The 26,327-nt window shown below is 64.1% G+C and carries 25 protein-coding genes; 12 read left to right on the top strand and 13 right to left on the bottom strand.

The features are described 5' to 3' along the window. Positions 1-221: 221 nt before the first annotated feature. From O9Z63_RS11050 to O9Z63_RS11040, 3 genes are all read right to left on the bottom strand, one after another. The gene (locus O9Z63_RS11050; protein WP_270125269.1) at positions 222-1,067 is read right to left on the bottom strand and encodes a hypothetical protein; all 846 of its coding nucleotides are present in this window, start codon (positions 1,065-1,067) and stop codon (positions 222-224) included. After that, the gene (locus tag O9Z63_RS11045) at positions 1,064-1,519 is read right to left on the bottom strand and encodes a hypothetical protein (protein ID WP_270125268.1); all 456 of its coding nucleotides are present in this window, start codon (positions 1,517-1,519) and stop codon (positions 1,064-1,066) included. Before O9Z63_RS11045 ends, O9Z63_RS11050 begins: the two co-directional genes overlap by 4 nt. Before the next feature lie 74 nt (positions 1,520-1,593). Then, entirely contained in the window at positions 1,594-2,367 is a 774-nt protein-coding gene (locus tag O9Z63_RS11040) for a DUF1223 domain-containing protein (RefSeq protein WP_270125267.1), read from the bottom strand. 188 nt (positions 2,368-2,555) lie between these two features. Between O9Z63_RS11040 and O9Z63_RS11035 the strand changes: the two genes are divergently transcribed. The 5 genes from O9Z63_RS11035 (at position 2,556) to O9Z63_RS11015 (ending at position 5,296) form a co-directional block, all read left to right on the top strand. After that, a complete protein-coding gene (locus O9Z63_RS11035; protein WP_270125266.1) occupies positions 2,556-3,101 on the top strand; it encodes a cytochrome b/b6 domain-containing protein in 546 nt (181 codons plus the stop codon). Then, on the top strand, positions 3,002-3,310 hold the full coding sequence (locus tag O9Z63_RS21120; protein ID WP_408613896.1) for a hypothetical protein: 309 nt from the start codon (positions 3,002-3,004) through the stop codon (positions 3,308-3,310). The genes O9Z63_RS11035 and O9Z63_RS21120 overlap by 100 nt, the downstream gene beginning before the upstream one ends. A gap of 123 nt (positions 3,311-3,433) precedes the next feature. Further along, positions 3,434-4,234, top strand: coding sequence for a molybdopterin-dependent oxidoreductase (locus O9Z63_RS11025; protein WP_270125262.1), 801 nt, complete (start codon positions 3,434-3,436; stop codon positions 4,232-4,234). Between the two features lie 216 nt (positions 4,235-4,450). Continuing rightward, a complete protein-coding gene (locus tag O9Z63_RS11020; RefSeq protein WP_270125260.1) occupies positions 4,451-5,041 on the top strand; it encodes a sigma-70 family RNA polymerase sigma factor in 591 nt (196 codons plus the stop codon). Positions 5,042-5,044: 3 nt separating this feature from the next. Further along, complete coding sequence (locus O9Z63_RS11015; protein WP_270125259.1) at positions 5,045-5,296, top strand: anti-sigma factor family protein; 252 nt, start codon at positions 5,045-5,047, stop codon at positions 5,294-5,296. Positions 5,297-5,561: 265 nt separating this feature from the next. On the opposite strand, the gene O9Z63_RS11010 is transcribed toward O9Z63_RS11015, so the two are convergent. Continuing rightward, complete coding sequence (locus O9Z63_RS11010) at positions 5,562-7,313, bottom strand: DEAD/DEAH box helicase (RefSeq protein ID WP_333490311.1); 1,752 nt, start codon at positions 7,311-7,313, stop codon at positions 5,562-5,564. A 195-nt stretch (positions 7,314-7,508) separates the two neighbouring features. Then, on the bottom strand, positions 7,509-8,531 hold the full coding sequence (locus O9Z63_RS11005; protein WP_270125258.1) for a Gfo/Idh/MocA family protein: 1,023 nt from the start codon (positions 8,529-8,531) through the stop codon (positions 7,509-7,511). Between the two features lie 280 nt (positions 8,532-8,811). Here O9Z63_RS11005 and O9Z63_RS11000 point away from each other — a divergent pair, with 280 nt between their 5' ends. The 3 genes from O9Z63_RS11000 to O9Z63_RS10990 all read left to right on the top strand — a co-directional run bounded on the left by O9Z63_RS11000 (position 8,812) and on the right by O9Z63_RS10990 (position 11,698). Next, positions 8,812-9,543 (top strand): class I SAM-dependent methyltransferase, encoded by a 732-nt coding sequence (locus O9Z63_RS11000; protein WP_270125257.1) that lies wholly within the window; start codon positions 8,812-8,814, stop codon positions 9,541-9,543. A 27-nt stretch (positions 9,544-9,570) separates the two neighbouring features. Next, complete coding sequence (locus tag O9Z63_RS10995) at positions 9,571-10,698, top strand: CaiB/BaiF CoA transferase family protein (RefSeq protein ID WP_270125256.1); 1,128 nt, start codon at positions 9,571-9,573, stop codon at positions 10,696-10,698. Positions 10,699-10,855: 157 nt separating this feature from the next. Continuing rightward, positions 10,856-11,698 carry a hypothetical protein gene (locus tag O9Z63_RS10990; protein WP_270125255.1) on the top strand — a complete coding sequence of 281 codons (843 nt, stop codon included), beginning with the start codon at positions 10,856-10,858 and terminating at the stop codon, positions 11,696-11,698. A gap of 182 nt (positions 11,699-11,880) precedes the next feature. Here the strand turns inward: O9Z63_RS10990 and trpS are convergent, their stop codons facing one another. The 6 genes from trpS to O9Z63_RS10960 form a co-directional block, all read right to left on the bottom strand. Then, positions 11,881-12,858 carry a tryptophan--tRNA ligase gene (trpS, locus tag O9Z63_RS10985; protein ID WP_044002700.1) on the bottom strand — a complete coding sequence of 326 codons (978 nt, stop codon included), beginning with the start codon at positions 12,856-12,858 and terminating at the stop codon, positions 11,881-11,883. A 41-nt stretch (positions 12,859-12,899) separates the two neighbouring features. Then, entirely contained in the window at positions 12,900-13,523 is a 624-nt protein-coding gene (locus O9Z63_RS10980) for a hypothetical protein (RefSeq protein ID WP_270125253.1), read from the bottom strand. Positions 13,524-13,550: 27 nt separating this feature from the next. Next, entirely contained in the window at positions 13,551-14,300 is a 750-nt protein-coding gene (locus O9Z63_RS10975) for a queuosine precursor transporter (protein ID WP_044016886.1), read from the bottom strand. Positions 14,301-14,451: 151 nt separating this feature from the next. Further along, positions 14,452-15,369, bottom strand: a complete 918-nt coding sequence (locus O9Z63_RS10970) for a ribonuclease Z (RefSeq protein ID WP_270125252.1) — start codon at positions 15,367-15,369, stop codon at positions 14,452-14,454. A gap of 132 nt (positions 15,370-15,501) precedes the next feature. Continuing rightward, positions 15,502-15,876, bottom strand: a complete 375-nt coding sequence (locus O9Z63_RS10965) for an STAS domain-containing protein (RefSeq protein WP_044002696.1) — start codon at positions 15,874-15,876, stop codon at positions 15,502-15,504. Between the two features lie 103 nt (positions 15,877-15,979). Further along, a complete protein-coding gene (locus O9Z63_RS10960) occupies positions 15,980-16,825 on the bottom strand; it encodes a DUF4198 domain-containing protein (protein ID WP_270125251.1) in 846 nt (281 codons plus the stop codon). A 131-nt stretch (positions 16,826-16,956) separates the two neighbouring features. Here O9Z63_RS10960 and O9Z63_RS10955 point away from each other — a divergent pair, with 131 nt between their 5' ends. After that, the gene (locus tag O9Z63_RS10955) at positions 16,957-17,985 is read left to right on the top strand and encodes a fasciclin domain-containing protein (protein WP_270125249.1); all 1,029 of its coding nucleotides are present in this window, start codon (positions 16,957-16,959) and stop codon (positions 17,983-17,985) included. Between the two features lie 171 nt (positions 17,986-18,156). On the opposite strand, the gene O9Z63_RS10950 is transcribed toward O9Z63_RS10955, so the two are convergent. After that, positions 18,157-19,995, bottom strand: a complete 1,839-nt coding sequence (locus O9Z63_RS10950) for a glycosyltransferase (protein WP_270125248.1) — start codon at positions 19,993-19,995, stop codon at positions 18,157-18,159. Between the two features lie 150 nt (positions 19,996-20,145). After that, positions 20,146-21,963: an alpha-amylase family glycosyl hydrolase gene (locus tag O9Z63_RS10945; protein WP_270125246.1), complete on the bottom strand. Its 1,818-nt coding sequence runs from the start codon at positions 21,961-21,963 to the stop codon at positions 20,146-20,148. A gap of 184 nt (positions 21,964-22,147) precedes the next feature. On the opposite strand from O9Z63_RS10945, the gene O9Z63_RS10940 reads away from it, so the two are divergent. The 3 genes from O9Z63_RS10940 to O9Z63_RS10930 all read left to right on the top strand — a co-directional run bounded on the left by O9Z63_RS10940 (position 22,148) and on the right by O9Z63_RS10930 (position 26,188). Continuing rightward, positions 22,148-22,858: a hypothetical protein gene (locus O9Z63_RS10940; RefSeq protein ID WP_270125244.1), complete on the top strand. Its 711-nt coding sequence runs from the start codon at positions 22,148-22,150 to the stop codon at positions 22,856-22,858. 208 nt (positions 22,859-23,066) lie between these two features. Further along, entirely contained in the window at positions 23,067-25,643 is a 2,577-nt protein-coding gene (locus tag O9Z63_RS10935; protein ID WP_270125243.1) for a T9SS type A sorting domain-containing protein, read from the top strand. Between the two features lie 134 nt (positions 25,644-25,777). Next, positions 25,778-26,188 carry a DUF6960 family protein gene (locus tag O9Z63_RS10930; RefSeq protein ID WP_270125242.1) on the top strand — a complete coding sequence of 137 codons (411 nt, stop codon included), beginning with the start codon at positions 25,778-25,780 and terminating at the stop codon, positions 26,186-26,188. The last annotated feature ends 139 nt before the right edge of the window (positions 26,189-26,327 follow it).

The following is a 26,327-nucleotide window of genomic DNA, read 5'->3' as shown; positions in this document are numbered from 1 at the left end:
ATTTTGTCACCTTGGGCGAGGGTAGGGGTGGGTAGGAGCGTGCCGAAGCAGAAAGCGGCGGCGAGTAGCAGGGAGCTGGGGGCGAAGAACAGGTTGGTACGCATAAGGAAGAGGAGGAAAAGTGAAACGTGAAACATGTGTGGTGTTGCCCGGGTAGACGCGGCCCGACGGTAGGCCTTACAGCGGGCGCAGGACTTTTTTTGGTAGCGGCCGAGGCCCGTTTACCATTCCACTGCCACCCCAAACGTGAGCTGCTGGCCCGAGTACACGTTGCGAAGCCTGCCAAAACCGGTGGCCCAGTCGGTGGTGAGGCGCAGGTGGCGGGTGGCCTCAAAGCTCACGCCCAGTCCTGCCGTGGAATACGCCACGCCCTCGCCCAGCCCGATGCTGCCCAGCCGGTTGGGGTCGGGCGGGCGCACGTTGTCGAGGGTGCGGAATGTGGCCGTCAGCCAGGCTTTTTTCCGGAGGTGGTAGCCGGCTTGTGCCCCGTAGCTGTACTGGCTGGTGAGGCCGGCGGTGCGCTGGTTGTAACCCGCCGCCACCGTGAAAAAGGCCGGCCAACGGCTCAAACTGTGCGAGAGGGCCGCCCGCGTCCACACGTTCCACTCCCCGTCGCCGGTGGGCAGGGCCACGAACACGCGCGGGTCGGTGCGGTCGAAGCCGCGGGCGCGCGGGTTGCCCAGCGGCGCTTCCACGCTCAGGCCCACGGCCAAGGGCCAGGCCCCGCGCAGCAGCCCGTAGCGCAGGCCCACTTCCGGGTCGCCAACGCCCCGGCTGGGCGTGACGGTAGCGTAGGCGGCGCGCCGGAAAACCGGAAAGTTGAGGGTAGCCTCCAGGCGGTCGGTGAGGCCGTACTCGGCGTAGAGGCTGTACACCTGCTGCCGAAACCGGGCCGTTTCGATGGTGGGGCCGCGGAGCGGATGGTAGCGCGTGGTGCTGACGGTGGTGAGGCCGGCTTTGGCGTAGCCGCGCTTCTTCTTGCGCGTCCAGCCGCCGCCGGCCCGAGCCTCAGCCGCGAGCAGCAGCGCGGCGGCCAGCAGCCACCCGGCGCGGGCAGCGCGTCTCATTGCAGAGCCGCCGCACCGAAGTTGTACTGGGCCGGCTCGCAGTGCAGCACCACGTGCGAGAAGACTGCCGAAGCCGCCGGCACGGCCAGCACCTGCGCCCCCGATTGCGTGATGACGCCCACGCTCAGCACGTTATCAGCCCCGCGCCCCCGCTGCACCCGAATCAGTTCGGCCGATTTAGCCAGGTAGATGGTGAGCGAGCCGGTGTGGAAATCGGTCATGAAATCGGCGTTGAAGCGCAGAAATTCCTTGCCTGCGGCGTCGCGCACCAGATCTACGGTGCCTGAGCTGGGCACGCCGCCCTGGGGCTGCACAATGCCCTTGCGCACCACCGTGAGCGTGCCGGCCGGGGGCGTGGTGGTAGTGGTAGAGGCGGCGGGCTCCGGGGTTTCCTGCTGGCAGGCGCCCAGGCTCAGGCCCAGCAGCAACAGCCCTAGTATGCGGGTAGTCATAGAAAAAACAGTAAAAAGTGAACGATATGCTGAGTTGAAATCCGCGCAGGTGGCGGCCGTAAGCTGCCCAGGCCCTAGCCGGCGGGGCTGAGCGGCAGACTGCCCACGCCCACCACGCGGTGGCTGGCGCGCTCCTGCACCAGCACCACCGCCCGCAGGTGGCTTTGCTGCCATTGCGGCAGCAGCCGGAGCGCGGGCGAGGCCCCAAACGTGCCATCGGCGGCTACCGCACCCAGCGGGCGCAGCTCCCGCACCACGGCGGCGTGGCGCACCAGTCGCCCGGCGTTTTCGCCCCGCCCAATATGGGTAGTGAGGCCGGTTTCGGTGATGAGCAGCAGCACGTCGGCCGGTCCGGTGCCGGCAGGCAGGTCACGCACCTGCACGCGCAGGGCGGCGGCGGGGCCACTGAGCTGCACAGTGGCGCGCGGCGTGCGGGCCGCCTGCGCAATGGCTTCCAGTAGCTTGGTCCGCTGGCTGCCCACCAGCTCGTAGCGGCCATTGATGACGGCCTGCGGCGTGTAGGAGCCCGAGCCGAAGCCGGCGGCGTAGGTGCGTTGGCGCTGGGTGAACTGCTCCGAGGAGAAAGCATCTTTCCAGCCCAGGCGGTTCCAGTAGTCCACGTGCTGGCCCAGGGCCACTATTTCTACGCCCGGCACCGGCTGGCTAGCTTCCAGTTCCCGCAGCGCGGCATCGGCGGCGGGGCAGCTGGAGCAGCCCTCGGACGTGAACAGCTCCACGGCCACCGGCACGCGGGCCGGTGCCGGCCCGGCAGGTGAGCCAGGCAGCGGGGTGGGGGAGGTGAGCGGCAGACTTCCGAAAGCCAGACCGGCGACAAGCAGCAGTTTCATACAGAAGGCAGACAGGGCCAGCCAACGGCGGCGGCTACCCGGCTAGACGCGCCACCGCTTTCGGCCTTACAGCTGCCCCCGAAAAATATTTTTCGGGGGCAGCTGTAAGGCGGACGCCAAGCAGGCGTCTATCGGGGTGGCGGCGGCTGGCCGCCTGCTGATTTCTCCCCTCAAACGCCCTGTGTCCTATGCCTCGTCTCGTTGAAAAGCACCCGTTGGCTATCCGTTGGTTTCACTGGCTCAATTTTCCGGTGCTGGGCCTCATGATCTGGAGCGGCCTGCTGATTTACTGGGCCAACGACGTGTACCGGCTCGGGTGGGGCGACACCACGCTGCTGCGGTTTTTCCCGCAGTCGGTATACGATGTGCTGGACATGGACCACAAGCTGGCCAAGGGCATGAGCTGGCATTTCGTGCTGATGTGGGTGTTTGCCCTCAACGGGCTGCTGTACGTGAGCTACACCCTGCTATCGGGCGAGTGGCGGTACCTGGTGCCGCAGCGCGGTACGCTCCGCAGCGCCTGGCACACCCTGCTGCACGACGTGGGCCTGCGCCGCGACCCGCCGCCGCCCGCCAAATTCAACGGAGCCCAGCAGCTGGCCTACACCTCGGTGGTGCTGATGGGGCCGGCTCGCTGCTCACCGGCCTGGCCATCTACAAGCCCACCCAGCTGGCCGGCCTCACCACCGCGCTGGGCGGCTACGAGTGGGCCCGCCTGGAGCATTTTGCCCTGACCATCGGGTACGTGCTGTTTTTTCTGGTACACATTGCCCAGGTGGTGCGGGCCGGCTGGAACAACTTCCGGGCCATGGTAGCGGGGTTTGAAGTGGTAGAGGACCCCGCACCTATGCCCTCAACTGCACCCCGGGCCGCCGCGCCGGATGCAGCCTCCGGCAGTGGCAATCCGCTGCCCGCTGTGCCGCCGCTGCCCATGCGGCCCTAGCCTGAGCCCCGTTGTTCAGGCTCCCACATCTGGCCCCGGTCCTGGGTATGAGGCTGATTGCGGCGCGCCACCCAAAGCAGCCAGAACTACCAGTTTTTCCTCACTTGTTTATTGTACTGCCCGATGCAATCCGAATCATCCCTTCCGCAGCCGCCCGCCACGCCACCCGTTGCTGCTGACGTTGCCTTGGAGCGGGAAGTGACGCGCCGTTCCCGGCGGGCCTTTCTGGTGGGTGGGCTGGCCGCGCTGGCGGGCCTGGGCGGCTGGCGCTGGTTGCTGGGCCAACCTGAGGTGATGGGTATTCCGGGGCCGCTGCGGGCCGGCCTGGAGGCCAACGCCCGCGTAGCCGCCACCCTGCTCAGCCCCACCCAGCTGGCCCCCGAGTTTCCGCGCAGCCAGGCCCGCACGCCCCGCGCCAACGGTTCCGTGGGCCTCAAGCAGCCGCTGGACACGGCCGCGTGGCGGCTGCGGGTGGAAGGTTTCGGCGGGCAGCCGGCCCGGGAGTTCTCCCTGGCCGAGCTGCAGGCGTTGCCCCGCACCGAAATGACCACCGAGCTCAAGTGCATCGAGGGCTGGAGCACGGTGGTTACCTGGGCCGGGGTGCGCCTCACCGATTTCCTGGCCCGCTACCCGCTGGCCACCCTTCCCTCTGCCGAAATAGCGCCCTACGTAAGCCTGCGTACTCCCGACGAAGCCTATTACGTGGGCCTCGATATGGCCAGTGCCCTGCACCCGCAAACCCTGCTGTGCTACGAGATGAACGGCCGGCCGCTGCTGCCGGAGCACGGCGCGCCGCTGCGCCTCATCACGCCCCGCAAGTACGGCATCAAGCAGCTCAAGCGCATCGGTACGCTGGCCTTCGTGGCGGAGCGCCCGGCCGACTACTGGGCCGCCCGGGGCTACGACTGGCACGCCAGCCTGTGACAGTCGGGGACGAAACGGGCAGGGGTCAATCTGCCCGCCGGGATATTTGCGTTATTGTGGTGCCGCGTGGTGCCGTAGCGCCCCTGGCAGCTCGCGCCCCCGCGCCGTTCGGACGGTTTCGTTTCTACGGCGCGGGGGCGCGAACTGCAAAGTTCGCGCTACTGTCGGCTGAATCAGGCGGCCCGGTTTTTCTCATCTTCACCTATCCTTTCCCGCATGGCCCTTTTGGTGCCCGAGCCCGCGCAGTGGCTTGCCCGCTACGGCGACGAGCTGTACCGTTACGCCCTGAGCCGGGTGGCCTCGGCGGAGGAGGCGCAGGAGCTGGTGCAGGATACCCTGTGCAGCGCCCTCGACGCGCTGGCTTCCTTCCGCGGGGAAGCCTCGGAGCGCACTTGGTTGTTTGTGATTCTGCGCCGCAAAGTCGTGGACTTTTACCGGCGGCAGGCCCGCTCGCCCTTCGTGCCGCTGCCCGTGTTGCCCGAGCAGGACCCCGAGGCCGAATTCTTCCAGCCTGCTACCGGCCACTGGCAGCCCGGCCAGGGCCCCGCCGACTGGGCCGCGCCCAGCGACGAAGACGCGCTGGAGCAGCAGGAGTTTCAGGCAGTGTTGCGCAGTTGCCAGCAGCGGCTTTCGCCCCAGCACGGGGCCGTGTTTGTGCTGCGCTTCGCCGAGGAACTATCGGCCGAGGAAATCTGCGCGGCGCTGCAGCTGACGGCCGCCAACTACTGGGTTATCGTACACCGCCTGAAACTTCACCTGCGCCGCTGCCTCGAAAAGAACTGGTTCGGCTCCACTCTCCGTTCGTAACGTATGCGCACCTTCATTTCCGATTGCCAACGCGCCACCCTGCTCATTGAGCGCCGCGCCGACCAGCAGCTGCCCCTGGCTGAGCGGATGCAGCTGTGGGCCCACCTGCGCCTGTGTGCCTACTGCCGCCGCTACGCCGTGCAGAGCCCGGCCCTGGCTCGCGCCGCCCGCCTCGCCGCGCAGGCCCCCTCCACCGCCCAACTGCCCCCCGATTTCGCCGCGCAGCTCCAGCGCCGCCTCGACGAGCCGGGGTAGTTCCTGGCAGATCAGACGGTGTAGAGACGCAATATTTTGCGTCTCGTCGTTGCTGATGTTGTTCAGAATGCACGCTCTCGGTCGTTCAACGACGAGACGCAAAATATTGCGTCTCTACACCGTCCAATGGCCTAATATTAACCATAGGCAAGGGCTAAAATACATTGCGGATGCGTAAAGTTCTAGGCTGATGTCACCAACCGGCCCACACCAAAACGGCCCCGCTGCACATGCAACGGGGCCGTTTTGGTGTGGGCTGGCTGAATTATTCAGCAGCTGGGGCTACCGGGGCAGAAGCCTCGGAGGTGGCGGCACCACCCTCGGGGCGCGGGCCACGGCCGGAGCGGTTGCGGCCCCCACGCTTACGGCGGCGCTGACCTTCGGCTTTGTCGCCTTCGGCCCGCGGCTCAGCGGTGGCTTCGCCCTCGGGGCGCGGGGCACGCGGTTCGCGGGGCGGGCGGGCTTCGCCTTCGGGGCGTGGAGCCCGCGGTTCGCGCGGTGGACGAGCTTCGCCTTCGGCGCGGGGTTCACGCGGCTCGCGGCGGGGGCGGCTGTCGCTGCCTTCGGGGCGGTCTTCGCGGGGTGGGCGCTGGTAGGGCTGGGCCGGGGCCTGGCCGGCGTCGAGGGCGGCCAGGGCGGCCTGGGCTTTGGCTATGCGGGCCTGCTGGTCGGCGTCGGGCTTGCCGTCGCCGCGGTTGGGGCGGGCACCGTCGCGGCCACCGCCGGAGCGGCCGCCACCGCCGCCACCTTCGGGGCGGGGGCCCCGGTCGCGGCCACCGCCGCCGCCTGAACCACTGGAACCACCGCTGCGGGGGCCGCGCTCGAGCCGGCCGCCTACTTTGCCGCGCAGGCCGCTAAAGCGTTTGGGGTCGAACTCGGGCGCTTCGCCCAGGCCGAGGCCTTCGGTGATGTTCTGCTTTTCTACTTCGCGCTCAATCAATTTCTCGATTTTGAGCACGCGGTCCTGGTCCTGGTCGGCAATGAAGGTGATGGCCGTGCCCTTGGTGGCAGCGCGGGCCGTGCGGCCGATGCGGTGTACGTAGTCCTCGGCCGCGCGCGGGATGTCGTAGTTCACCACGTGGCTCAGCGAGTCGATATCAATGCCCCGGCTCAGCACGTCGGTGGCGACGAGGATGGGGAACTGCTTGTTTTTGAAGGCGCGCATGATTTCCTCGCGCTCCTCCTGGGTGCGGTCGGAGCTGATGCCCCGGGCCTCGATGCCCAGCTTGTTGATGGCCCGCACAATGCCGCCCACGGCCGCTTTCTGGCTGGTGAACAGCACCATGCTCTGCACATCCTGGGTTTTGATGATGTGCTCGAGCAGGTAGATCTTCTGGCGGTCGAAGGCCATGTAGAACTGCTGGTCGATGCCGGCAGCGGGCTTGGATACGGCCAGGCGGATTTCCTCGGGGCTCTTGAGCAGCTGCTGCGAAAAGTCGCGGATTTTGCTGGGCATGGTGGCCGAGAACAGCAGCGTCTGGCGCTCTTTAGGCAGCTGCCGCACGATGTTGAGGATGTCATCGGAGAAGCCCATGTCCATCATCTTATCGGCCTCGTCGAGCACCAGATACTTCAGGTCCTCGAACTTCACGTAGCCCATCTGCATGTGGGCAATGAGGCGGCCGGGCGTGGCAATGATGATGTCGGCGCCGGAGGTGAGGGCGCGCTTCTGCTGCTCCCAGCCCTCGGATTTGCCCCCGCCGTAGATGGCAATGGAGCTGGCTTCCACGAAGTAGCCGAAGCCGGTCACCTGCTCGTCAATCTGGGTGGCCAGCTCGCGGGTGGGCACCAGCACCAGCGTGGAGGTGGTGCCGTGCTTGGCGTGCGAAATCTTGTCGAGCAGCGGCAGCAGGTAGGCAGCGGTTTTGCCGGTGCCGGTCTGGGCGCAGGCAATCAAGTCCTTGCCTTCCAGAATGCGGGGAATGGCCTGCTCCTGGATGGGCGTGGCATTCTGGTAATTCATGGCATCGATGCCCGCGAGCAGGTCATCGTGCAGGTTAAACTCGTGAAACGTCAAAGTACAGCTTCGTTAAGATGATAGAGGGCTGACCTTGCGTCTCGGTCAGCAAACCGCTGGATTGGATTGAAACAAAGATAACGGGATTTGTGTGCGGTTGAGGTTGGGGCGGCGTTAGCCCGCATAGAACGTCATTCCTCGCTCCACTCAGAATGACGTTCTAGTTGGAATGACGTTCTTTTTAGCTTTTACCCTTTAGCTTTTACCCTCCAGTACCTCCAGTTGCCAGCGCAGCTGCTCGGCGCGCACCGGGAAGGGCTGGCCGTGGCGGATGGTTTGGTATACCGCTTCAAACAAACCCTGATACTGGCCCTGGGGCGCGGGGAGGTGGGAAACCTGGGTTTCGCCGGGGGCGGGCACCAGCGTGAGGGTTCCTTGCTGGCCGGCGGGCTCGTGGCCGTAGGTGGCGGCGGTAGGCAGCAGGCCTTGGTCGAGTTGGGTTTCCTGCACGTCGGCGCGGCTTTTCTGGAACGAGCCGCGGGTGCCGTGCAGCACGTAGGCCGGGCCGGGCGCGGCCGTGAGCAGGCTGCCGGCCACAAACACGTTCAGCCCCTGCGGATACTGCAGATGCAGATGGAAGTAGTCATCGACGCGGGAGCCGGGGCGGTGGCTGGCGCGCGTGACGTGGGTACGCTCGGGCTGCCCGAACAGGCTCAGGGCCTGATCCAGCACGTGCGGGCCCAAATCGAAGCTCAGGCCGCTGCCCGCCACGCTGGGGTCTTCCTTGAAGGTTTTGGCGTTGAGGGCCAGTTTGTACCGGTCGAAGCGGAAATGCACTTCCGTGAGCTGGCCCAGCTGGCCGCTTTCTACCACCTGGCGCACCAGTTGGAAGTCGGAGTCCCAGCGGCGGTTCTGGTAGGCCAGCACGTGTAGGCGGCGCTCGGCGGCCAGGGCCAGCAGCTCGTCCAGCTCGGCCACGGTGGTAGCCACGGGCTTTTCGATGAGGACGTGCTTGCCGGCCTGCAACGCCTGCCGGGCGAGGGCAAAATGGGTGTCGTTGGGCGTGTTCACCACTACCAGCTCTAGCTGCGGGTCGGCCAGCAGCTCGGCCACGCTGTCGTGGCTGATGATGGCGGGGTAGTGCTGGGCCATCTGCTTACGGCTGCGCTCCACCACGGCCCGTAGCGAAAAGCCCAGGTGCGTGCTCAGAAACGGCGCATGAAAAATGCGGCCCGACATGCCGTAAGCCAGCAGGCCAGTTTGGATGGGAGAGGACATGGGCGTTTTTCGTTGTTGGGGAAGCAAGCGGTAGAACGGGTTGTCAAGAACGGTATTCCGGGAACGTCGTTTCAAGAACGTCATTCCGAGCTTGCGAGGAATCTCGCGTGCTGACGTTGTACTGGTAACCGTGATGCTGAGCTTGCCGAAGCATCTCTGCCGTTTCGTTGCAACCGTATGGTTAGCGCTGCAACATCAGCACGCGAGATTCCTCGCAAGCTCGGAATGACGTTCTTCTATCACCCATTCAGCAAGCCACCAGTTCAACCACCCAACCGCCATGCTCGACCGATTCTCTGCCCAGGCCGACCTCTACGCCCGCTACCGCATCGACTACCCGGCGGCGCTTTACGACTGGCTGCTGCCGCAGGTGCCGGACCGCCGCCGGGCCTGGGACTGCGCCACCGGCAACGGGCAGGTGGCGGCCGTGCTGGCCGAGCACTTCGGGCAGGTAGAGGCCACTGACATCAGCGCGGCGCAGCTGGCTCAGGCGGCCCGCCGGCCCAACATCACCTACCGGCAAGCCCCGGCCGAGCACACGCCGTTTGCCGCTGCCAGCTTCGAGCTGGTGACGGTGGCCCAGGCCGTGCACTGGTTCGATATGGCCGCTTTCAACGCCGAGGTGCGCCGCGTGCTGCAGCCCGGCGGCGTGGTGGCCGAGTGGGGCTACGGCCTGCTGCGCATCAGCCCCGAACTGGACGCGCTGGTACAGCACTTCCACAACGACACCATGCGGCCCTACTGGGACGACAACCGCTGGCACATCACCGACGAGTACGCCCGCCTGCCGTTCCCGTTTGCCGAGGTGCAAACTGCCCGTTTCGAGGTGCGGCGGCAGTGGTCGGCGGAGTGGTTTCTGAACTACCTGCGCACCTGGTCGAGCGTGGTGAAGTACCAGCAGCAGCACGGCCAGGACTCGGTTTTGCTGCTGGCTGACGAGGTGACGCGCCTCTGGGGGGCGGGCGAGCGGGAGGTGGTGTTTCCGGTGTTTGCGCGGGCCGGGCAGCGGTAAAGTGGGGCGGGTGCTACCTTCGGCCGCATGAATGTTTCCGATGAACTCCCGCTGGCTGGTTTGCGCGTGCTGGAGCTGGCTTCGGTGCTGGCCGGGCCGCAGGTGGGCCAGTTTCTGGCCGAGCTGGGGGCCGAGGTGCTAAAGCTGGAGCCCCCAACCGGCGACGTGACGCGCACCTGGCGCACGGCCGCCGAAGACCCCGCCACCACCGTCACGGCCTACTTCAGCAGCGCCAACTGGGGCAAGCGCAGCCAGCAGCTGGACCTGACCACCAAAGCCGGCCAAGCCGCCTTGCACCACCTAGCCGCCACCGCCGACATCGTGCTGACCAGCTACAAGCCCGGCGACGCCGAGAAGCTCCGCGCCGACTACCCCACGCTCTCGGCCCTCAACCCGCGCCTGATTTACGGCCACATCACCGGCTACGGCCCCGCCGAAACCCGCGCCGGCTACGATGCCGTGCTGCAGGCCGAAACCGGCTTCATGCACCTCAACGCCCCCGGCCCCGGCCAGCCACCCCAGAAAATGCCGGTGGCCCTCATCGATTTGCTCACCGCCCACCAGCTCAAGGAAGGCCTGCTCACGGCCCTCTACCGCCGCGAGCGGACCGGCCGGGGCGCGCTGGTGCAGGTGAGTTTGCTGGATAGCGCGCTGGCCTCGCTGGCCAACCAGGCCGCCACCCACCTCGTCACGGGGCAGGAACCGCAGCCGTTGGGCTCGGGCCACCCCAGCATTGTACCCTACGGCACCGTGTACACGGCCCGGGACGGCACGCGCCTGCTGCTGGCCGTGGGTGCCGACCGACAGTTTCGCCACCTCTGCACCGTGCTACACCGCCCCGAGTGGGCCGACGATGCCCGCTTCCGCCGCAACCCCGACCGGGTAACGCACCGCGCCGCGCTGGAAGAGCTACTGGCCCAGCGCATTGCAGAGGTGAGCGGCCAAGAACTGCTAACCCAACTGGAGCAACTGGCCGTGCCAGCCGGCGCAGTGCGCACGGTAGGGGAGGCCCTGGCCCACCCGCTGGCCCAGCCTATGCTGCTGCCACCCGCGCCCGGCTTCCCGTACGCTGGCGTGCGCACGGTGGCGTTTCGCAGCAGCGCGTGGCCTGTAGCGGCTGCCCTGAGCGCGCCGCCGCCTCTCGGGCCAGAGTAGGAGCACAGTAGCGCGAACTTTGTAGTTCGCGCTACTGCCCCAGCTAAAACTCCGTGGTGGCTACTTTGCGTACAGAATGCTTTACGGGTGCGGGCTTCGGTCTGGCCTTTGTTTCACTGGCGACCGGTTTGGCCGGTTGCCGCTGCGTTGTTACTACATGGACGAACTGCCCCCCATCACTCCCGCCACTTCCCCCCAAACCGACGACGGCACGCCCGGCGCCCCCCACGTAACGCCCGCCACGGCCGGCACGCCCAACTCCGAGGGCAATGCCCCCAATGCGCCCGGCGAGCCGGCTCCGTCGCCCGAAGACCGTCTTGATTTGATTTCCGACGGCCTCAAACAGAAGTCGTCGGCAAAACAGGCTATCTACCGCAATACCCTGGCCACGTTTGACATGCTGCGCAAGGTGTCGCAGGAGCTGGTGGTGGAGCTGAGCCGCCGTATTTCGCCCGTCGATTCCTCGGTTATCATCGAGTACCGGCCGGTCAACGACATGGAATTTCACATCCGTTTCAGCGGCGACCTGCTGGTGTTTGTGATGCACTCCAACATCGTCACTTTCCCCGACGACTACGGCCCGATGGATACGAAATATGTGGAGGAGGACTTCCGCCGGCGCTTCTTCGGGCACATTATGGCCTACAACTTCATGGCCGACAGCATCAAATACCAGCGTCTCAACGACCCCGGCTACCTAGTGGGCCGCTTGCTCATCAACATCGACAGCCACTATTTCCTGGAAGGCGTGCAGCAACTGGAACTGCCCGACAACGACATGTCGGACAACCCCGTGACGCCGGACAGCCTGCGCCTGTTCGTGGAAAGCGCCATGATTGCGGCCGTCAACAACGACCTGATTGCCCCGCCGCTCACCGACATCCAGCGTATTTCCGTGAAGCAGAAGCTGGAAAACCAGCAGGTCAGCCGCGGCAGCAAAGTCGGATTCAGCTTCTACCAGGAACAGCGCCACCCCAACATCGACGGCCTGCCGTATTGAGTTTTCTGTCATTGCGAGGAGGCACGACGAAGCAATCCGTCCTGTCCGAAGTGACAAGCTTCAAAGACGCGAAAAGCCCCTGCCGTTCGTATTGACGGCAGGGGCTTTCTGCTTGTTCGAGACTTGTCGCCTTGAAGAGGACGGATTGCTTCGTCGTGCCTCCTCGCAATGACAGATGTATTCTACCGCTTCTGGTAGCCTACTTTCTCGCGCACTTTATTAAGCACTTCGGAGCCATAGGCCTGGGCTTTAGCGGCGCCTTCGGCCAGCTTGCGGTCCACTTCGGGCAGGTTGTTCATGTAGAAGTTGAACTGCTCCCGCTCCTGGGCGAAACGGCTGCGGATAACCTCGTACAGGGCCTGCTTGGCGTGGCCGTAGCCGTAGCCGCCGTTAAGGTAGTTCTGGCGCATCTCGGCGGTCTGCTCGGGCGTGGCCAGCAGCGAGAACAGCTTGAAGGTGGTGTCGGTATCGGGGTTTTTGGGGGCTTCCAGCGGCGTGCTGTCCGATACGATGAGCTTGATGTTCTTCAGCAGCGCCTTGTCGTCGAGGAAGATGTCGATGATGTTGCCGTAGCTCTTGCTCATCTTCTGCCCATCGAGGCCGGGGATTGTCTGGATCTGCTCGTCCACCCGCGACTGGGGCAGCACGAAGGTTTCGCCGTAGCGATTGTTGAAGGCCGAGGCAATGTCGCGCGCAATTTCCAGGTGCTGCACTTGGTCTTTGCCCACGGGCACGATTTCCGCGTCGTAGAGCAGGATATCGGCCGCCATCAGCACCGGATACGTGAACAGGCCCGCATTCACGTCGGAAAGCCGGTCGCTCTTGTCCTTGAACGAGTGGGCGTTGGCCAGCATCGGGAAGGGCGTGAAGCAGCTCAGGTACCACGTCAGCTCCGTCACCTGCGGCACGTCGGACTGGCGGTAGAACAGGTTCTTGTCGGTATCGAAGCCGCAGGCCAGCCAGGAGGCCGCCACGGCGTAGGTGTTCTGGCGCAGCAGCTCGGCGTCGCGCACGGTGGTGAGAGAGTGCAGGTCGGCAATGAACAGCAGGCTCTCGTTGGCGCTGCTTTTGGAGAGTTCAATGGCGGGCAGGATGGCACCGAGCAGGTTGCCCAGATGCGGGCGGCCGGTACTCTGAATGCCGGTGAGGATGCGGGACATGAGATTCGGGGTAGGGGCGCGTTGGCAGCGCCTGATCAGGGTTAATTGAAAGGCTGGCCGGTGTTGATGGCGTGAACAAACGACTGCAGGTTGCCGATAAAGATGCGCCCATCCTGCAACAGCTGGGCCAGGTCGGGGCGCTGGGCAACGTAGTAGGTGAGGGTAGATTTCAGTAGCTCCTGTTCTTTGGCGTTGCCATTGCCTTTAATGACAACCGGAGCACTGTAGCTGGTAGCTCCACGAAGCAGGTACACGCTTTCGGCATAGCTAAAGCCCCCGGACATCATGCCGCCAGCTCCCATGTGGCTAGGAGAGTTGATTTCGTAATCGTAACGCATCAGCAAGACCTGCCCGCTGTCCAGCAGTTGAACAAATCCTTCGTCAACATATTCTCGGCCGAGCCCCTTCTTCACTTCAAACCCGCGGGCCGTACGATAGCGCCGGGGGCCGATGCGGAAGCTGTAAATGTCCTTGGGGCTTAGCGTTAGGTTTTGCTTGCGGCCTTCACGCACTACCAGCTGCGTGCTGCTTTTCAGCTTCAGCTCTGCATCATGCCGGGTTTTCCGGTCGGCATCCAGGATGTACGTGCCGGGTTCAAACTTCTTGAATTGAGCGTAGATGGCCTGCGGCAACAGCAGGCAGAAAACCAGAATAGCAGAACGCATCAGTATTATTAGATAACAGAAAGCAAGTTACACCGCCGCATCAGCAGCGGCTTCCTGTTGCAACTCGTGGGTAGCTTCGTCACCCAGGTACCGGTCGATGAGGAAGTGGGCGAGGTAGAGCACGGGCGTTAGCAGGATGGCGGCGGCAAATTTATACCAGTAATTGGCGTTGGCCACACTCAGCACCTGCTCCAACGTCCAGTTGCCGAACACGTAGAAGGCCACGAACAGCACCACGAACGAATCGACGAGCTGGGAAACCAGCGTGGAGCCCGTGGCGCGCAGCCATACGTAGCGTCCCCCGGTGGCCCGGCGCAGCAGCTGAAACACCGTGGCATCGAGCACCTGCCCGATACCAAACGCCGTGATGGAACCCGCAATGATGCCCAGACCCTGCCGGAAAATGCTGCGGTAGGCAAAGTCCACGTCGAAGGGCCGGCCCTGGGCGTCGGCTTTGTTGGCATCGAGCCAGAAGGCGGCCGGGGGCAGCAGGGTAGTGGCGTAAATCACGAGGAAGGCAAACAGAATCAGGCCCACCGTGAGGTAGCTCACGCGTAGCACGCCTTCCTTGCCAAAGTACTCGTTGATGATATCGGTGGTCACGAACACTACGGGCCAGATCAGCACGCCCGCCGTGAGGTTGCCGGGCAGCCCCATCAGCGCATCCACCGAGAAAATCTTCACCCCGATAATCTCGGCCAGCAGCGCATTCACGATGAAAATGCCGCTGAGCACCAGGTACAGCTGCTGCTTTTTGTGGGATAAGGGTTGGGGCATAGGAGGGGAGAGAGAAATCAACGGTTGATTTCGGGTGCTAAAACGAACGTCATGCAGAGGCGCAGCCGAAGCATCTCGCGTGCTGACGTTGTAATGGTAGTCAGGCGTCAGCACGCGAGATGCTTCGGCTGCGCCTCTGCATGACGCGCTGCTACTCGGCCAGCGAAACCGACAGGCCTTCCACGGCCAGCTCCGTCCACTCGAACTGGGTTTTGGCCTCGGTCAGCAGCGGCTCCAGGTCGCGGTAACGGCTGCTGAAGTGGCCGATGAGCAGGCGGTGCACCTCGGCGCGACGGGCCAGCAGGCCGGCCTGCCGGGCGGTGGAGTGGTGCGTCACGGCGGCCCGCTCGCGCATATCGTCCATGAAGGTGGCCTCATGATAGAGCAGATCCACACCGCGCACCAGATCGGCTAGGCCCTCGGTGTACAGCGTATCGGAGCAGAAGGCGTAGCTGCGGGCGTGCTTGGGCTCGGTGGTGACGGCGGCGTTGGGCACCAGCAGCTGGCCGGCGTCGTCCAGCAGGTCGTCGCCGAGGGTGAGGGCCGTGAGCTGGGCGGGGGTGAGGCCATCGGGCAGGCGCTCGGCCAGCAGGCGGCGGCGCTTGGGCTTTTCGCGGAACAGGTAGCCGCAGCACGGAATGCGGTGGCGCATGGGCAGCGTGTGCACCGTCAGGTGCTTGTCCTCGAAAATCTGGAGGTGCTGGGTGGTATCCACCGGCGTAAACTCCAGCTCGAAGCTCAGGTGCGTGTACGAATGCCGGAACTGCATGGTCAGCACCTCATCGAGGCCGGGCGGACCGAATATCTTCAGCGGCTCGGTGCGGCCGTTCAGGTGCATGGTGCCCAGCAGGCCGAACAGCCCGAAAAAATGGTCGCCGTGCAGGTGGCTGATGAAGATGGTGTGGATGCGCTGGTGCCGGATCTTGTGCTCCATCAGCCGGCGCTGGGTGCCTTCGCCGCAGTCAATCAGGTACTGGGTGCCGCCCACCGTGAGCACCTGCGCCGTGTGGTGCCGGTCCATGAACGGGGTGGCCGAAGCGCTGCCCAGGATTTTGAGCTCAAACTCCAAGAGAGTTGGGTATGGTCAGTGGAGGGGTGTCAGGGGCAGTTCCCAGGGGGATGAAATACAAATTGGTTGTCAGGTGCCAGCTAACCTAAAGTCTGACAACTGACAACCAACAACTGACAACTTGAAAAAACGCTATTCTTTGCTTGTCAGATCGCGCTCAATGGCGTGTAGGAAAATCCGGTCGATACCTTCTTCCACGGTGGGCAGAATGTGCAGAACCGATTCGAGCTTGCTGATGGTGATGAGCTTCATCACGTGGTCCTGCAGGCCGGTGAGCACCAGCAGGCCGCCGGTGGAATTGCACAGGCGATTGGCAATCAGAATAGAGCTCAACCCCGATGAGTCGGTGTACTTTACGTTGCTGAGGTCGAGGATCAGGTTGTTGATTCCTTCGGCATTCAGCTTCACGAATTCCGATTTCAGGTCGGGAGCTACGGTGGTGTCCAGCTTCTTCTCGTCGATCGTAATTATCGTGTACGTTTCCTTTTTATCAATTGAGTACTTCATACCGTCGGTGGTTCGGAGTTGTAAGAGAGTTGCGAAGGTAATAAAAAAAAGATTCGTCGGAAGCGGCGCAAGCGGTTGAACAATTTTCTAAAAAAAAAACCGCTCAACGGGCTGCTAACGGCCGAAATCCAAAGCTGAGACTTGCCCAGGTGCTCTGCCAGTCGGCCTCAGGAAGCGTGGCAGGCACCATTCTGACGGTGCTGAGCATAAACGTCCCGGCCCCGGATAGACGTAACAGCACCCGGCCGTTTTGGTTACTGTAGAGCTTGCTAATCCGGACGGGCTGGCCGGGGCTGCGCTGCCATACCTGCACCAGCTGGCCGGCCTGGGGCAGCCCCTCAGCCAGCACCCGCACCGTGAGCGAGGCGCCGGCTTTCAGAGTGTAGGGGTTCTGCTCGGGCACCAGCTCCAGCGGCAGGCCGGTGGGTCGGCTCCAGGCCCGGGCCGTGTCGAGGGCGGCGGGGGCACCGGCTTGCACCAGTGTGGTGGCGCAGCGCCGGTAGGCCTCGCGGCCGGGCTGGTTGAGGGTGCCGCGCTTCTGCCGCTCCAGCAGAATGTAGTCGAGGCCCTGCTGCTTAAGGTAGGTGTTGAACTGGCTGGCCTCAAGAGTGCTGCTGGTGTTGTTGGTGGCCAGGGCCACCAGGTGCGTGCCCGGCTCCTGGAACGTCAGGGCGGCGTGCAGGGTGTCGGCAGTGGTGGCGGCGGGCAGCAGGTCGTGCGGGCCGGAGGGGGCGAAGTGGGTGAGGCGCGTGACGCGGCTGCTTTTGCCGGCCCACCGTTCGCCAGTAAAGTTTTCGCCCACAAATACGCGCAGGGCCAGGCTGGTGCCGGGCGCTACGAAGAACTGGGCTGGCTGCAGCCAGAACTCCCGGGCCAGAGTGGTGCCGCCCAGCAGGCACACCCCCGCCAGCAGACAAACACGAAAACGAAAGCGGAACGAATGGCGCATACCGCAAAGATGTAACCCTGACAAAGCACCTGGTGCAGCGTAATTACAAAATTTTGGCCCTCCTCAACATCAGTTGAAGATGCTGGTATTATGAGTGTTGTTCAAACTTTCACCCTTAAAAGTTCAACGCAATGAACACACCCACCTTTCCCACTGCCTGGAACCTGTTTCGCACGCTACTGCTGAGCCTATTTGCGCTTGGTAGCCTCAGCTTAGTAGCCTGCGATGACGACGAAGACACTACTATGGCCACGCCAGCCCAGAATATTGTGCAGGTGGCGCAGGGTAACCCAGCGTTCAGCACCCTGGTTGCCGCCGTTACGAAGGCGGATCTGGCCACCACGCTGAGTGGTACCGGGCCCTTTACTGTATTCGCGCCCACCAACGATGCGTTTGCCAAGCTGTCGGCGCCTTTCAACAGCGCTGCCAACATTACGGCCATCACCGATCCTGCCCAGATTGCTACGCTTCGGGGCATTCTGCTCTACCACGTGCTCGGCTCCAATGTGAAGGCCGCTGACATTGCCAATGGCAGCAGCTCTGCCACTACGGCCCGGCCTGCTACTTCCGTGGGCGGCACGCCTATCAACGACAACACGCTGTATCTGACTAAAAACGGAACGGGCATCTTTATTAATGGTGGCACCCGTGTGGTGACAGCCGATGTAGCGGCCAGCAACGGCACCATCCATGCCATCGACAACGTGCTGATGCCGCCGAGCCAGACTATTGCAGCTATTGTGGCGGCCAGTGCTACCCGCACCACCAACCCCGAGTTTACGCTGCTGCTACAGGCGCTGCAGCGCCCAGCCGCCGCGCCTATTCTGGCGGCTGCCGGCACCCAGAGTGCCAACGTAACGGTGTTTGCTCCCACAGATGCTGCTTTCCGGGCACTGTTGGGTACCGCGCCACTAAGTTCGGTGTCGGATGCCGACCTGACGGCTATTCTTTCGCGTCACGTAATTGGGACGGGCCGCGTTTTCTCGTCTGATCTGGCGGCCGGCACCGTCACGACGCTGGGTGGCCCCGTGACGGTGGCTGCTGTCGGTACTGGCTTTACGGTGCGGGGCGGCAGCGGCACAGCCGCCAACATTGCTACCGCCAACATTTTGGCTACCAACGGTGTCGTGCACGTCATTGATCAGGTGCTCCGGCCCTAACTTCGGGCTGGCTTTGAGCCGCTGATCTTATCCTGGCTGCGTCTTGCGTGGCCAGGACTTTTTTTGCGTTGTTTCCGCAAAGTCTCCGCCTAGTTCGAGCAGGTATCGACCAAAAAAAAAATCTGGCCTCCGCTACGGGAGGCCAGGTTTTGGGAATGGCAACACAAACACTTATTGCCGCTCCAGAGCCAGCGTGTAGGCGCGGTCGTAATACACGCGTAGGTTTTTCCAGTCGAAGATTTCGGCGTTGCTTTCCACGTTGTTGCGCTGCATGATTCGCTCGCGGCGGTTGAGCAGCACAAACTGCCACAGCATCTCAGTCAGCTCCTCGGCCGACTCGTCGAAGCTCTTTTCCTGGCGCTGCACCACAAAAATGCCTTTGTCTTCGTGCTGGGGCACGTTCTGCATCACGTAGTCGCCGAAGCCCGACAGATCGGAGGTGATGGCCGGTACGCCGCGCGCCACGCACTCCAGCGGGGTGTAGCCCCAGGGCTCGTAGTAGCTGGGGAAGATGCCCAGATGGCAGCCCCGCACAAACTGCCCGTACTCCATGCCAAACAGCGGCGACGTGGGCGACACGAAATCAGGGTGGTACACGATTTTCACCCGGTCGTGGCGGTTGTTCACCAGGTTGGCGCCGCGCACGAAGTTGAGGATGTCGTCGTTGGCATCATCGACGAGGTTGTGGGTGATGACCGGGGGCAGGTTGGTGGTTTTCCAGCTTTGCAGCGTGCGGCGGTAGCGCAGCTTCCAGTAGTCGTCGACCATGCTGCTGAGGTCGGGCAGGCGGTGGTCCTGGCTGGCGGCGGCGGCGTAGAACAGCCGCTCGCCCACCTGCCGCTCAATGGCCTCGCAGGTTTCCTGCACCTCTTCCAAGATGGCGCGGCTCTGCAGCACCTGCGGGTTGATGCTATGGAACGGCCGCTTGGTGATAAAGAACATCACCACATTGCCTTCCAGCCCGCTTTGCTGCAGGCGGTAGTTGAGGCGGGCCAGCGCCTCCAGCGTGAGGTCGAAGCCTTTGTTGTGGTACTCGTAGCGGCCACTCGTGAACAGGTAGAGCGTCTTGTCCAGATCAAACGAGTAGCTCTGGAAGAAGTGCGCCATCACGAACTCGTGAATCTTGGCCTTGTACTGCTGGTGCAGGTTCTGGAACTCGTGCAAGGCCACAAACCGCTCGATGTTGAGGCCGTTGGGCAGCACCGCGTCCGGAATTCGGTCCAGCAGATAGATACACTCGCGCACGGTCAGCTCGCTCACCGTCGTGAACACGTGGCTGCCGTGGGCGGCGGCGCGCTCAATGCGCACGGCCGTTTCGATGTTAAAGCGCTTGGCCTCGGCTTCCCAGTCCACCAGCATCAGGTGCTCGTAGAAATTGGGGTCGTTCATGGCCAAGTAGCGGCCCAGCAGCGTGGCGTGGGTGGTAAACACGATGTGCAGCGGCGTCTGCTCGCGGCGCAGCGCCGGAATGGCCACGCCCGTCATCCACTCGTGGAAGTGGGCCACCACGCGCTGCGGCGGCACCACCTCGGCGGCCAGCGTCTGCAGGTAGATCTTGGCCAGATGCCCGAACGCCTCCACCTGGTGCAGCAGGTCGTCGTGGTCGGGCGTCGGGATGCCGTGGTGGTGCCACAGGTCGCTCTTGATCTGGCCCAGCTGCGGGTAGGCCTGGTAGGGGTTGATAAGCACCACCCGGGGACGGCCCGTCACGAGCCACACGCCCAGGTGCACGTCGTAGCCGAGCTTGCGCATTTCGCGCACGGCCCCGGCAAACGGGTCGCTGAGGGTGGAAAGCTGGTAGTCGTCGTAAGGCTCAAACTCGCTCTGGGCCTGCTGCGCGAAGTAGGGCCCGAGCAGGCAGTAGCGGTCTTCCCAGCCCTGCACGGTGGCGGGCACCTTGCTGCGGATTACGGTGTAGATGCCGCCCACCTGGTTGCAGACTTCCCAGGCCACTTCTACCAGCAGGGCATCGGGGGCGAGGGGGGCGGGGGCAGCAGCAGGAACTTGCATAGCGGGCAGGATTGGGTGCAGGCAGGAAAGATATGGTACGGTACGCAGTTTCCGTGGCCACTGCGGCCGGAAACCCAGAAAAAAGTCGGGAGGTCTGCAGGCGGCGTGGGCCACGTTGCAGACCTCCCGGGAAGGCGTCAGCCAGGGCGGTTAGGCCGGCTCCTGCGAAATAATCAGCACCGAGTAAGGGCCCAGCCCGAACGAGGCGTGGAAGGGCTGGTCGTCGTAAATGCCGGGTTCAGCCAGTGTGTCGAGGCTCTCGAAGTTGCCGAACTCCTCGTCGTAGCCGGCCCAGTCGGAATTGAAGCGCACGCGCCAGGTGCCACCGCGCGGCAGCCCGATGGTGTAGTTGTCGTGCGAGCGGTCGGCGAAGTTGCAGAGTACCACGGTGGTGTCGCCGGGGCCCGACTGGTCGCGGCGGATGAAGGCCAGTGTCTTGTCGTCGTTGTTTAGGTGGTGCACCTCGGTGTGCTGGCCCAGCAGGCCGCGGGTGTGGCCGGCCAGGTTGCGCCGCAGCTTGATCAGGTCGCGGTAGAGATGTACAAGGCCGGCGTGCTGCTCGGCGTGCTCCCACTGCAGGGGCTGGTCGTCGGAGAAGTAGCCGTCGGCCAGCATCTCCTGGCCCTGAAACATCATTGGGATACCGGGGGCTGTGAACACCAGCGCCGCGCCCAGGGTGGCGCGCTTCTTCGGAAACCAAGTGTGGGCATCGCCAGGCATGATTTCCTCGGTCACGCGGCTCTTGCCGTTGGCTACCTCGTCGTGGCTTTCGGTGTAGATGATGCGCTGGAAGGCATCGCCGTTGTACACGCCGGTGAGGGTTTCGGCCACGTGGGGCATGTCGCGGTCGGCGTCGTTGGGCGTCACTAGCGCGTCGCGGATGATGTTGACGAAGGCCGCGTCCCACTGGCTGGAGAAGCCCTGGCCGCCGTCTTCGGGGCGGCGCGTGATGTACTCGTTGCCCTGCAGATCCTCGGCAATCATGATTTTCCAGGGCATGTGCCGCTGTACTTCCTCGTTGATCCACTTCATCAGACTCCAGCCGTCGGGCAGGTCGCGCGAGGGGTCGGAGGCGCCGTCTACGTTGCGGATGTGCGAGATGGAGTCGCAGCGCAGGCCGTCCACGCGGTAGTCTTCCAGCCACATCAGGGCGTTGTCACGGATGTAGGCCCGCACGGCGTCGCGGCCGTAGTCGGGGCGGTTGTGGCCCCAGGGCGTTTCTGCGCGCCAGTCGTTGTAGAAGTAGATGCCGCCGCCGTCGTTTTCCTGCCAGCCGTCAAACTGCCACAAGTCTAGGTCACCGGGCCCGAAGTGGTTGTACACCACGTCCAGAATCACGGCAATGCCGTGGCGGTGGGCCTGTTTCACCAGCTCCTTGAATGCCTGCGGCCCGCCGTACTCGGTTTCCAGCGCAAACGGGTGCGAGGGGTTGTAGCCCCAGCTGCGGCCGCCCGGAAACTCGGTGGGCGGCATGATTTCAATGGCGTTGATGCCCAGTTCGCGCAGGTAGTCCAGCTTCTCAATCACGTCGAGGAAGGTGCCGGGCTGGTCGGGGTTTTTCACGTTGAAGGTGCCCACGTGCAGCTCATAGATTACCAGCGAGTTCCAGGCCGGCATCTCAAACTGGTCGTCTTCCCAGTCGAAGCCGTGGTCGGGCACGATGGAGTTGCCGGCCGAGTGTGTCACCTGGCGGGCGTAGGGGTCGTTTTTGCGGAGCTGGCCGGTGGGCGTGGTCAGCTCGAACTTGTACTCGGTACCGGCCGGCAGGTCCGGAAAATCGGCGGCCCAGTAGCCGTCGGCTTCGTGCTGCAGCGGGTGCGTGGTGGCATCCCAGTCGTTGAGTGGCCCCACCACCGAAACGGCAGTAGCGGCCGGTGCCCACACGCGGAACGTGGTGCCGTGGTCGTGTGGAATAGCCCCCATGCCGGCTTGCAGCGTGGAGGTAGGCAAAGAAGAAATCGTAGACATGATAAGCAGGAAAGGAATCAGCACAGCAGGGGAGAGTGCGGGGGTTAAACTCTATAAATAGAGCTGGGGTTATATGATGGCTTGTAAATAATTGATGGTAAGCAGCTAAGGCGCCGTACAGAGTGCCAGATGGCCAGGCTGGAACAGGCTGGCAGACTGCGGAAAAAATGCGTGCTTAGAGGCTATGAACACTCCCGATACGTCCGGTCCGGTTACGCTCTACCACAAAAACCGGGGCCGGATTGAGCGGCTGCGCGGGTTTTCCCATTTGCTGCCCGCACTAATCCTGTTCAGCGGTTTGTGGGACGTGCTGGTGGGCGAGGAAACGCTGACGCCACTGCTGGGGCTGGAAGTGGCCGTGGGCGCTGCCTACGTGCTACTGCTGCTGCGCGAGCTGCGGCAATTGCGGCGCCACGGCGTGGCCCACCACGAGAAAATAGCCTGGCTGGAGCTGGCCGCCGCCGGTATCCTGGCCTTGGAAGGCTACCACATCTGGCACCGCCACCACGAAACGGCCTTGCGCACGGGCGTGCACCGCCTGCACGTGCTGCCGTGGCTGTACTGGGCGGTGGCCGTGTGGTATGGTCTGATGGCCTTCGGGCTGGCGCAGCTGCACCGGCGGCGGTTTCTGCACCTGCACGAAGCCGGCTTCAGCGGGCGGCTGCACCCGTTTCGCCGCCGGTTTGACTTCCGCTGGGACCAGCTGACGCGCGTGGAACCCGTCGGGGCCACCGACGCCGTGGTGCATACGGTGGCCGGCGAGCCGCGCCTGTTGTCCTTCGCGCAGGTGCACGACGGCGCCGCGCACCGCGACCAGTTGCTGGCACACGCGGCGCGGGGAACCCATGCACAACAGGGCCCGAACGACAGTCCCGGCAGTAAGCAGGACGCGTGAAGCTGCTCCGGCCTCGGCTTGGTAGCGTCAGCAGCGGCCTGGTGCTGCCGGTAGCGGGTTTATGCCGCGGTGATTATACGCCAAGCGTACCAGCAGTTCGCTGATTTTTAGAAGTGCAATGCCACCTTTTGCGGGCATACAGGCTCTGCTTATACCGAAGCACTGGCTTTACTTACGATTCATCCATCATCCTTACTTCCAATACCCTATGAATGCAATATTTACTTCCCGATTATTGACCCGGCCTCGTGTATGGCTGATGTGCTGGCTGCTGCTACTGCCCTTCGGCAGGCTCCGCGCCCAGACCCAGGTGGATACCAGCTACGGGCCCATGCAGATCTACCAGCCCGCCACGGCGCTTCAGGCACTGCAGCTCAGCACCGGCGAGCGGCTGGTGCTGGGCAGCGAACTGGTGCGGGCCGACGGGGTGAAAACCCTGCAGTCGTTGCTGCGCTACTCGGCGGCGGGCACTCCCGACGCGACGTTTGCGCTGAACATTGCCGATTACACCTGGGCGCCGCAGGGCCTCACCGACGCCGGGGGCGGGCGCGTGTTTGTCACGCTGTTTGGGCCGGCTACGCTGAACGGGCAGGTGCACTACGGCATGGTGCGGCTGCTGCCGTCGGGCCTGCCCGACCCGGCGTTTCGGGCGCAGCCCAGCTCCCTGAACCGCGTATCGTCGGTGCAGGTGCAGCCCGACGGGAAGGTGGTGGTAGCCGGCAACTTCAGCAACTACGCCGGACAAGCCGCCGCCGGTATCCTGCGCCTGAACGAAGACGGCAGCCTCGACCAGCCATTTGTGGCCAATACGGCCGGCGGCCTGACGCTGAGCGGCTTCGGGCCGGTAGTGGCGCGCCAGCCCGCCGATGGCAAGCTGGTAGTAGGCGGCTCGTTTCGGACGGCCGCCGGGCGGGCCCGTAGCGGCCTGGCGCGCTTCAACGCCGATGGTACCCTCGACCTGACGTTCGCGCCCGTTACCACCTCTACTGCCCTCGTGGGCTCGGTGGCCGTGCAGCCCGACGGCCGGATTCTGGCGGCTACGTTCAACGGCACCTACCTGGTGCCCGGCGTAAACCAGGCGCTGGTGCGCTTCACTGCCACGGGTGCCTTCGACAACACTTTCACCGGGGTAAACTATGGTGTCCGCCCAGCCTTCTCGGGTGGACCGGCCACGCTGCTGGTGCAGCCCGATGGCAAGATTCTGGCGGCTTTTGGGGGTGGTTCGCCGCCGCCCGGCCATGTGCTCCGCTTCACGGCCACCGGCGCCCTCGACCCCACCTGGAGCGTGTCCGCCACGCCGGAGAACGTTATAGCAGTGTACTCACTGCAGCTGCTGGCCGGGGGGCAGGTGCTGGTTGGAAGTACGCCTCAGGTGCTGGGCGGGCCGGCATCGGCGGTGCCGGCCGGCGTAAACCAGCTGCTTTCCACTGGCGCCCTCGATACCACCTTTCCCATCCCTGTCCTGCAGACAGCCGGGCAGGTGGAGGACTTTGCGCAGCAGCCCGACGGGAAACTGCTGGTAGTGGGGGCTTTTTCGGAAATCAACGGTAGTGCCGCGCGTGGCCTTGCCCGCCTGCAAGCCAATGGAAGCGTGGATGCCGCCTATACCGCCGCCAGCATTATCACGCAGGGCTACCCGACGGAGGTGGCGCTGCAGCCCGATGGCAAAGCCCTGGTGGCCGGCCGGTTTTCCGCCTACGCCGGCCAGCCGGTCACGTCGTTGGTGCGGGTGGAAAGCTCCGGCATGCGCGACGCCGGCTTTGTGTCCCCACTGGCCCGCATTGCGGGTTTGAATACCAACTTTATCACCAGCCTGGCGCTGCAGCCCGATGGTGCGGTGCTGGTAGCGGGCAATCTGGTGGTGCCGGGTAGCTCCGGCACTACGTTCCGCTCGTTTCAGCGGCTGCTGCCCAATGGCAGCATCGACAATTCGTTTCAGCCGCCATCCAACTTCAGCCCTTCGGCCCTGCTGGTGCAGCCCGATGGCCGCATTGTGGTGGGTAGCTACCAGAATCCGGCAGTGCAGCGGCTGCTCCCCAACGGCAGCCCCGATCCGTCCTTCGCGGCCGTGGCGTCGGGCAGTCAGTCCTTTTCCATTAACGGCCTGCGCCGCTACCCCGATGGCCGGCTGCTGGTGTTCGGCTATTTCGATCAGCTGGGCGGGGTTCCGGCCAGCTCGGTAGCCCGGTTGTCTGCCACCGGCATCCCCGATCCCAGCTTCAGCGCCGCCATTGCGGGCAATATCGTGGTGCTGAACGCGGCGGCCATTCAGCCCAATAACCGCATTCTGGTGGGCGGAACAGTCTTCAGCCCCAACGCCAACACGTCGGGTCTGGTGCGCCTGCTGCCCGACGGCAGCACCGACGCCTCGTTCAGCTCGCCGCTGGGTCCCGATGATCTGGTGCTGGCGCTGGCCGTGCAGCCCGGTGGCGCCCTGTTGGTGGGCGGCCAGTTTTCGCCCATAGGCAGCAATCAGCCCAACTACGCCTTGGCCCGGCTGCTCGATGCCAACGTGCTGAATGCCGGCGCCTCGCGGCAGGCGCCGCGCACCGAGGCGTGGCCTATTCCGGCTCACGACCAGCTGCACCTGCGCCTCGACGCCGCCAGCCGCCCCGAGCAGGTAGCGCTGCACGACGCCCTGGGCCGCGTGGTGATGAGCTGGCCGGTTTTGGTGAATGAGGCAACGCTGAGCTTGGATATTGCCGCGCTGCCTGCCGGGGCCTACGTGCTGAAAGTGCGCTACGCCGCCGGCGGTACGTTTGTGCGGCGGGTGGTGAAAAACTAAGCGCTCAGAGCCGGTTTCGGGTTGGCGGGTGGATGCAGGCGAAGAGAAATCAGGGGCGTAGGGTGATTGTGCGGGAGCCTTTACCTTTGGACGGTTGTTCATTCCATACCCAATCAGCCTTTCATTCTCTACAAGTGCCCCGACCCAAACCCGTCATCTACGGCCTGTACCCCTGGACGCCCGACTACGGCTTCCGCTACATTCACCCCGCCAACCGCCGCTCGTTTGAGTGGCTGGAACCGGTGGGCAAGCTGTTCGAGAAAATTGCCGAAGACGAAGAGGGCGAGTGGATTACGCTGCGCTACGACGAGCAGCAGTTTCTGGTGCGGCCCGAGCTATTCCGGGAGCTGCACCTGCGCCGCCCGGCCTTCAGCTTCGGCGATGCCGTGGAGGAAGTGCAGCCCGAGCCCGGCCGCTACCGCCACTTCGGCGTAGTGAGCGACGTATTCTGGGATGAGCAGTCGGACACGGCCAGCTACCAGATTGTGGAGCGCAAGCGCAAGCTGCCCCGCATCTTCCGCGCCGACGAACTACGGCCGGATTAAGCAGGTGGCTGTCATTGCTGCCACTGTCATTGCGAGCGGAGCGAAGCAATCCTTCCTCTCCAAGCGCAAAAGGTAAATTAAGTGGAAAGCCCTCCGGCAGTAGTGTAGTACACTAGCGCCGGAGGGCTTTGCTGTAAGG

Source organism: Hymenobacter yonginensis, assembly GCF_027625995.1.
In the GTDB taxonomy this organism is placed as follows: domain Bacteria; phylum Bacteroidota; class Bacteroidia; order Cytophagales; family Hymenobacteraceae; genus Hymenobacter; species Hymenobacter yonginensis.
Note: the sequence above shows the minus strand (reverse complement) of the source record. Positions and strands in the feature narration are given on the sequence as shown.

Coding starts and splice junctions, on each gene's coding strand:
- O9Z63_RS10975 (WP_044016886.1), bottom strand. CDS start 14,300: ATGCCCCAACCCTTATCCCACAAAAAGCAGCAGCTGTACCTGGTGCTC.
- O9Z63_RS11045 (WP_270125268.1), bottom strand. CDS start 1,519: ATGACTACCCGCATACTAGGGCTGTTGCTGCTGGGCCTGAGCCTGGGC.
- O9Z63_RS11035 (WP_270125266.1), top strand. CDS start 2,556: ATGCCTCGTCTCGTTGAAAAGCACCCGTTGGCTATCCGTTGGTTTCAC.
- O9Z63_RS10940 (WP_270125244.1), top strand. CDS start 22,148: ATGAACACTCCCGATACGTCCGGTCCGGTTACGCTCTACCACAAAAAC.
- O9Z63_RS10960 (WP_270125251.1), bottom strand. CDS start 16,825: ATGCGCCATTCGTTCCGCTTTCGTTTTCGTGTTTGTCTGCTGGCGGGG.
- O9Z63_RS11000 (WP_270125257.1), top strand. CDS start 8,812: ATGCTCGACCGATTCTCTGCCCAGGCCGACCTCTACGCCCGCTACCGC.
- O9Z63_RS10955 (WP_270125249.1), top strand. CDS start 16,957: ATGAACACACCCACCTTTCCCACTGCCTGGAACCTGTTTCGCACGCTA.
- O9Z63_RS10980 (WP_270125253.1), bottom strand. CDS start 13,523: ATGCGTTCTGCTATTCTGGTTTTCTGCCTGCTGTTGCCGCAGGCCATC.
- O9Z63_RS11020 (WP_270125260.1), top strand. CDS start 4,451: ATGGCCCTTTTGGTGCCCGAGCCCGCGCAGTGGCTTGCCCGCTACGGC.
- O9Z63_RS10965 (WP_044002696.1), bottom strand. CDS start 15,876: ATGAAGTACTCAATTGATAAAAAGGAAACGTACACGATAATTACGATC.
- trpS (WP_044002700.1), bottom strand. CDS start 12,858: ATGTCCCGCATCCTCACCGGCATTCAGAGTACCGGCCGCCCGCATCTG.
- O9Z63_RS11040 (WP_270125267.1), bottom strand. CDS start 2,367: ATGAAACTGCTGCTTGTCGCCGGTCTGGCTTTCGGAAGTCTGCCGCTC.
- O9Z63_RS10950 (WP_270125248.1), bottom strand. CDS start 19,995: ATGCAAGTTCCTGCTGCTGCCCCCGCCCCCCTCGCCCCCGATGCCCTG.
- O9Z63_RS11050 (WP_270125269.1), bottom strand. CDS start 1,067: ATGAGACGCGCTGCCCGCGCCGGGTGGCTGCTGGCCGCCGCGCTGCTG.
- O9Z63_RS10995 (WP_270125256.1), top strand. CDS start 9,571: ATGAATGTTTCCGATGAACTCCCGCTGGCTGGTTTGCGCGTGCTGGAG.
- O9Z63_RS11005 (WP_270125258.1), bottom strand. CDS start 8,531: ATGTCCTCTCCCATCCAAACTGGCCTGCTGGCTTACGGCATGTCGGGC.
- O9Z63_RS11015 (WP_270125259.1), top strand. CDS start 5,045: ATGCGCACCTTCATTTCCGATTGCCAACGCGCCACCCTGCTCATTGAG.
- O9Z63_RS10945 (WP_270125246.1), bottom strand. CDS start 21,963: ATGTCTACGATTTCTTCTTTGCCTACCTCCACGCTGCAAGCCGGCATG.
- O9Z63_RS10990 (WP_270125255.1), top strand. CDS start 10,856: ATGGACGAACTGCCCCCCATCACTCCCGCCACTTCCCCCCAAACCGAC.
- O9Z63_RS11025 (WP_270125262.1), top strand. CDS start 3,434: ATGCAATCCGAATCATCCCTTCCGCAGCCGCCCGCCACGCCACCCGTT.
- O9Z63_RS10935 (WP_270125243.1), top strand. CDS start 23,067: ATGAATGCAATATTTACTTCCCGATTATTGACCCGGCCTCGTGTATGG.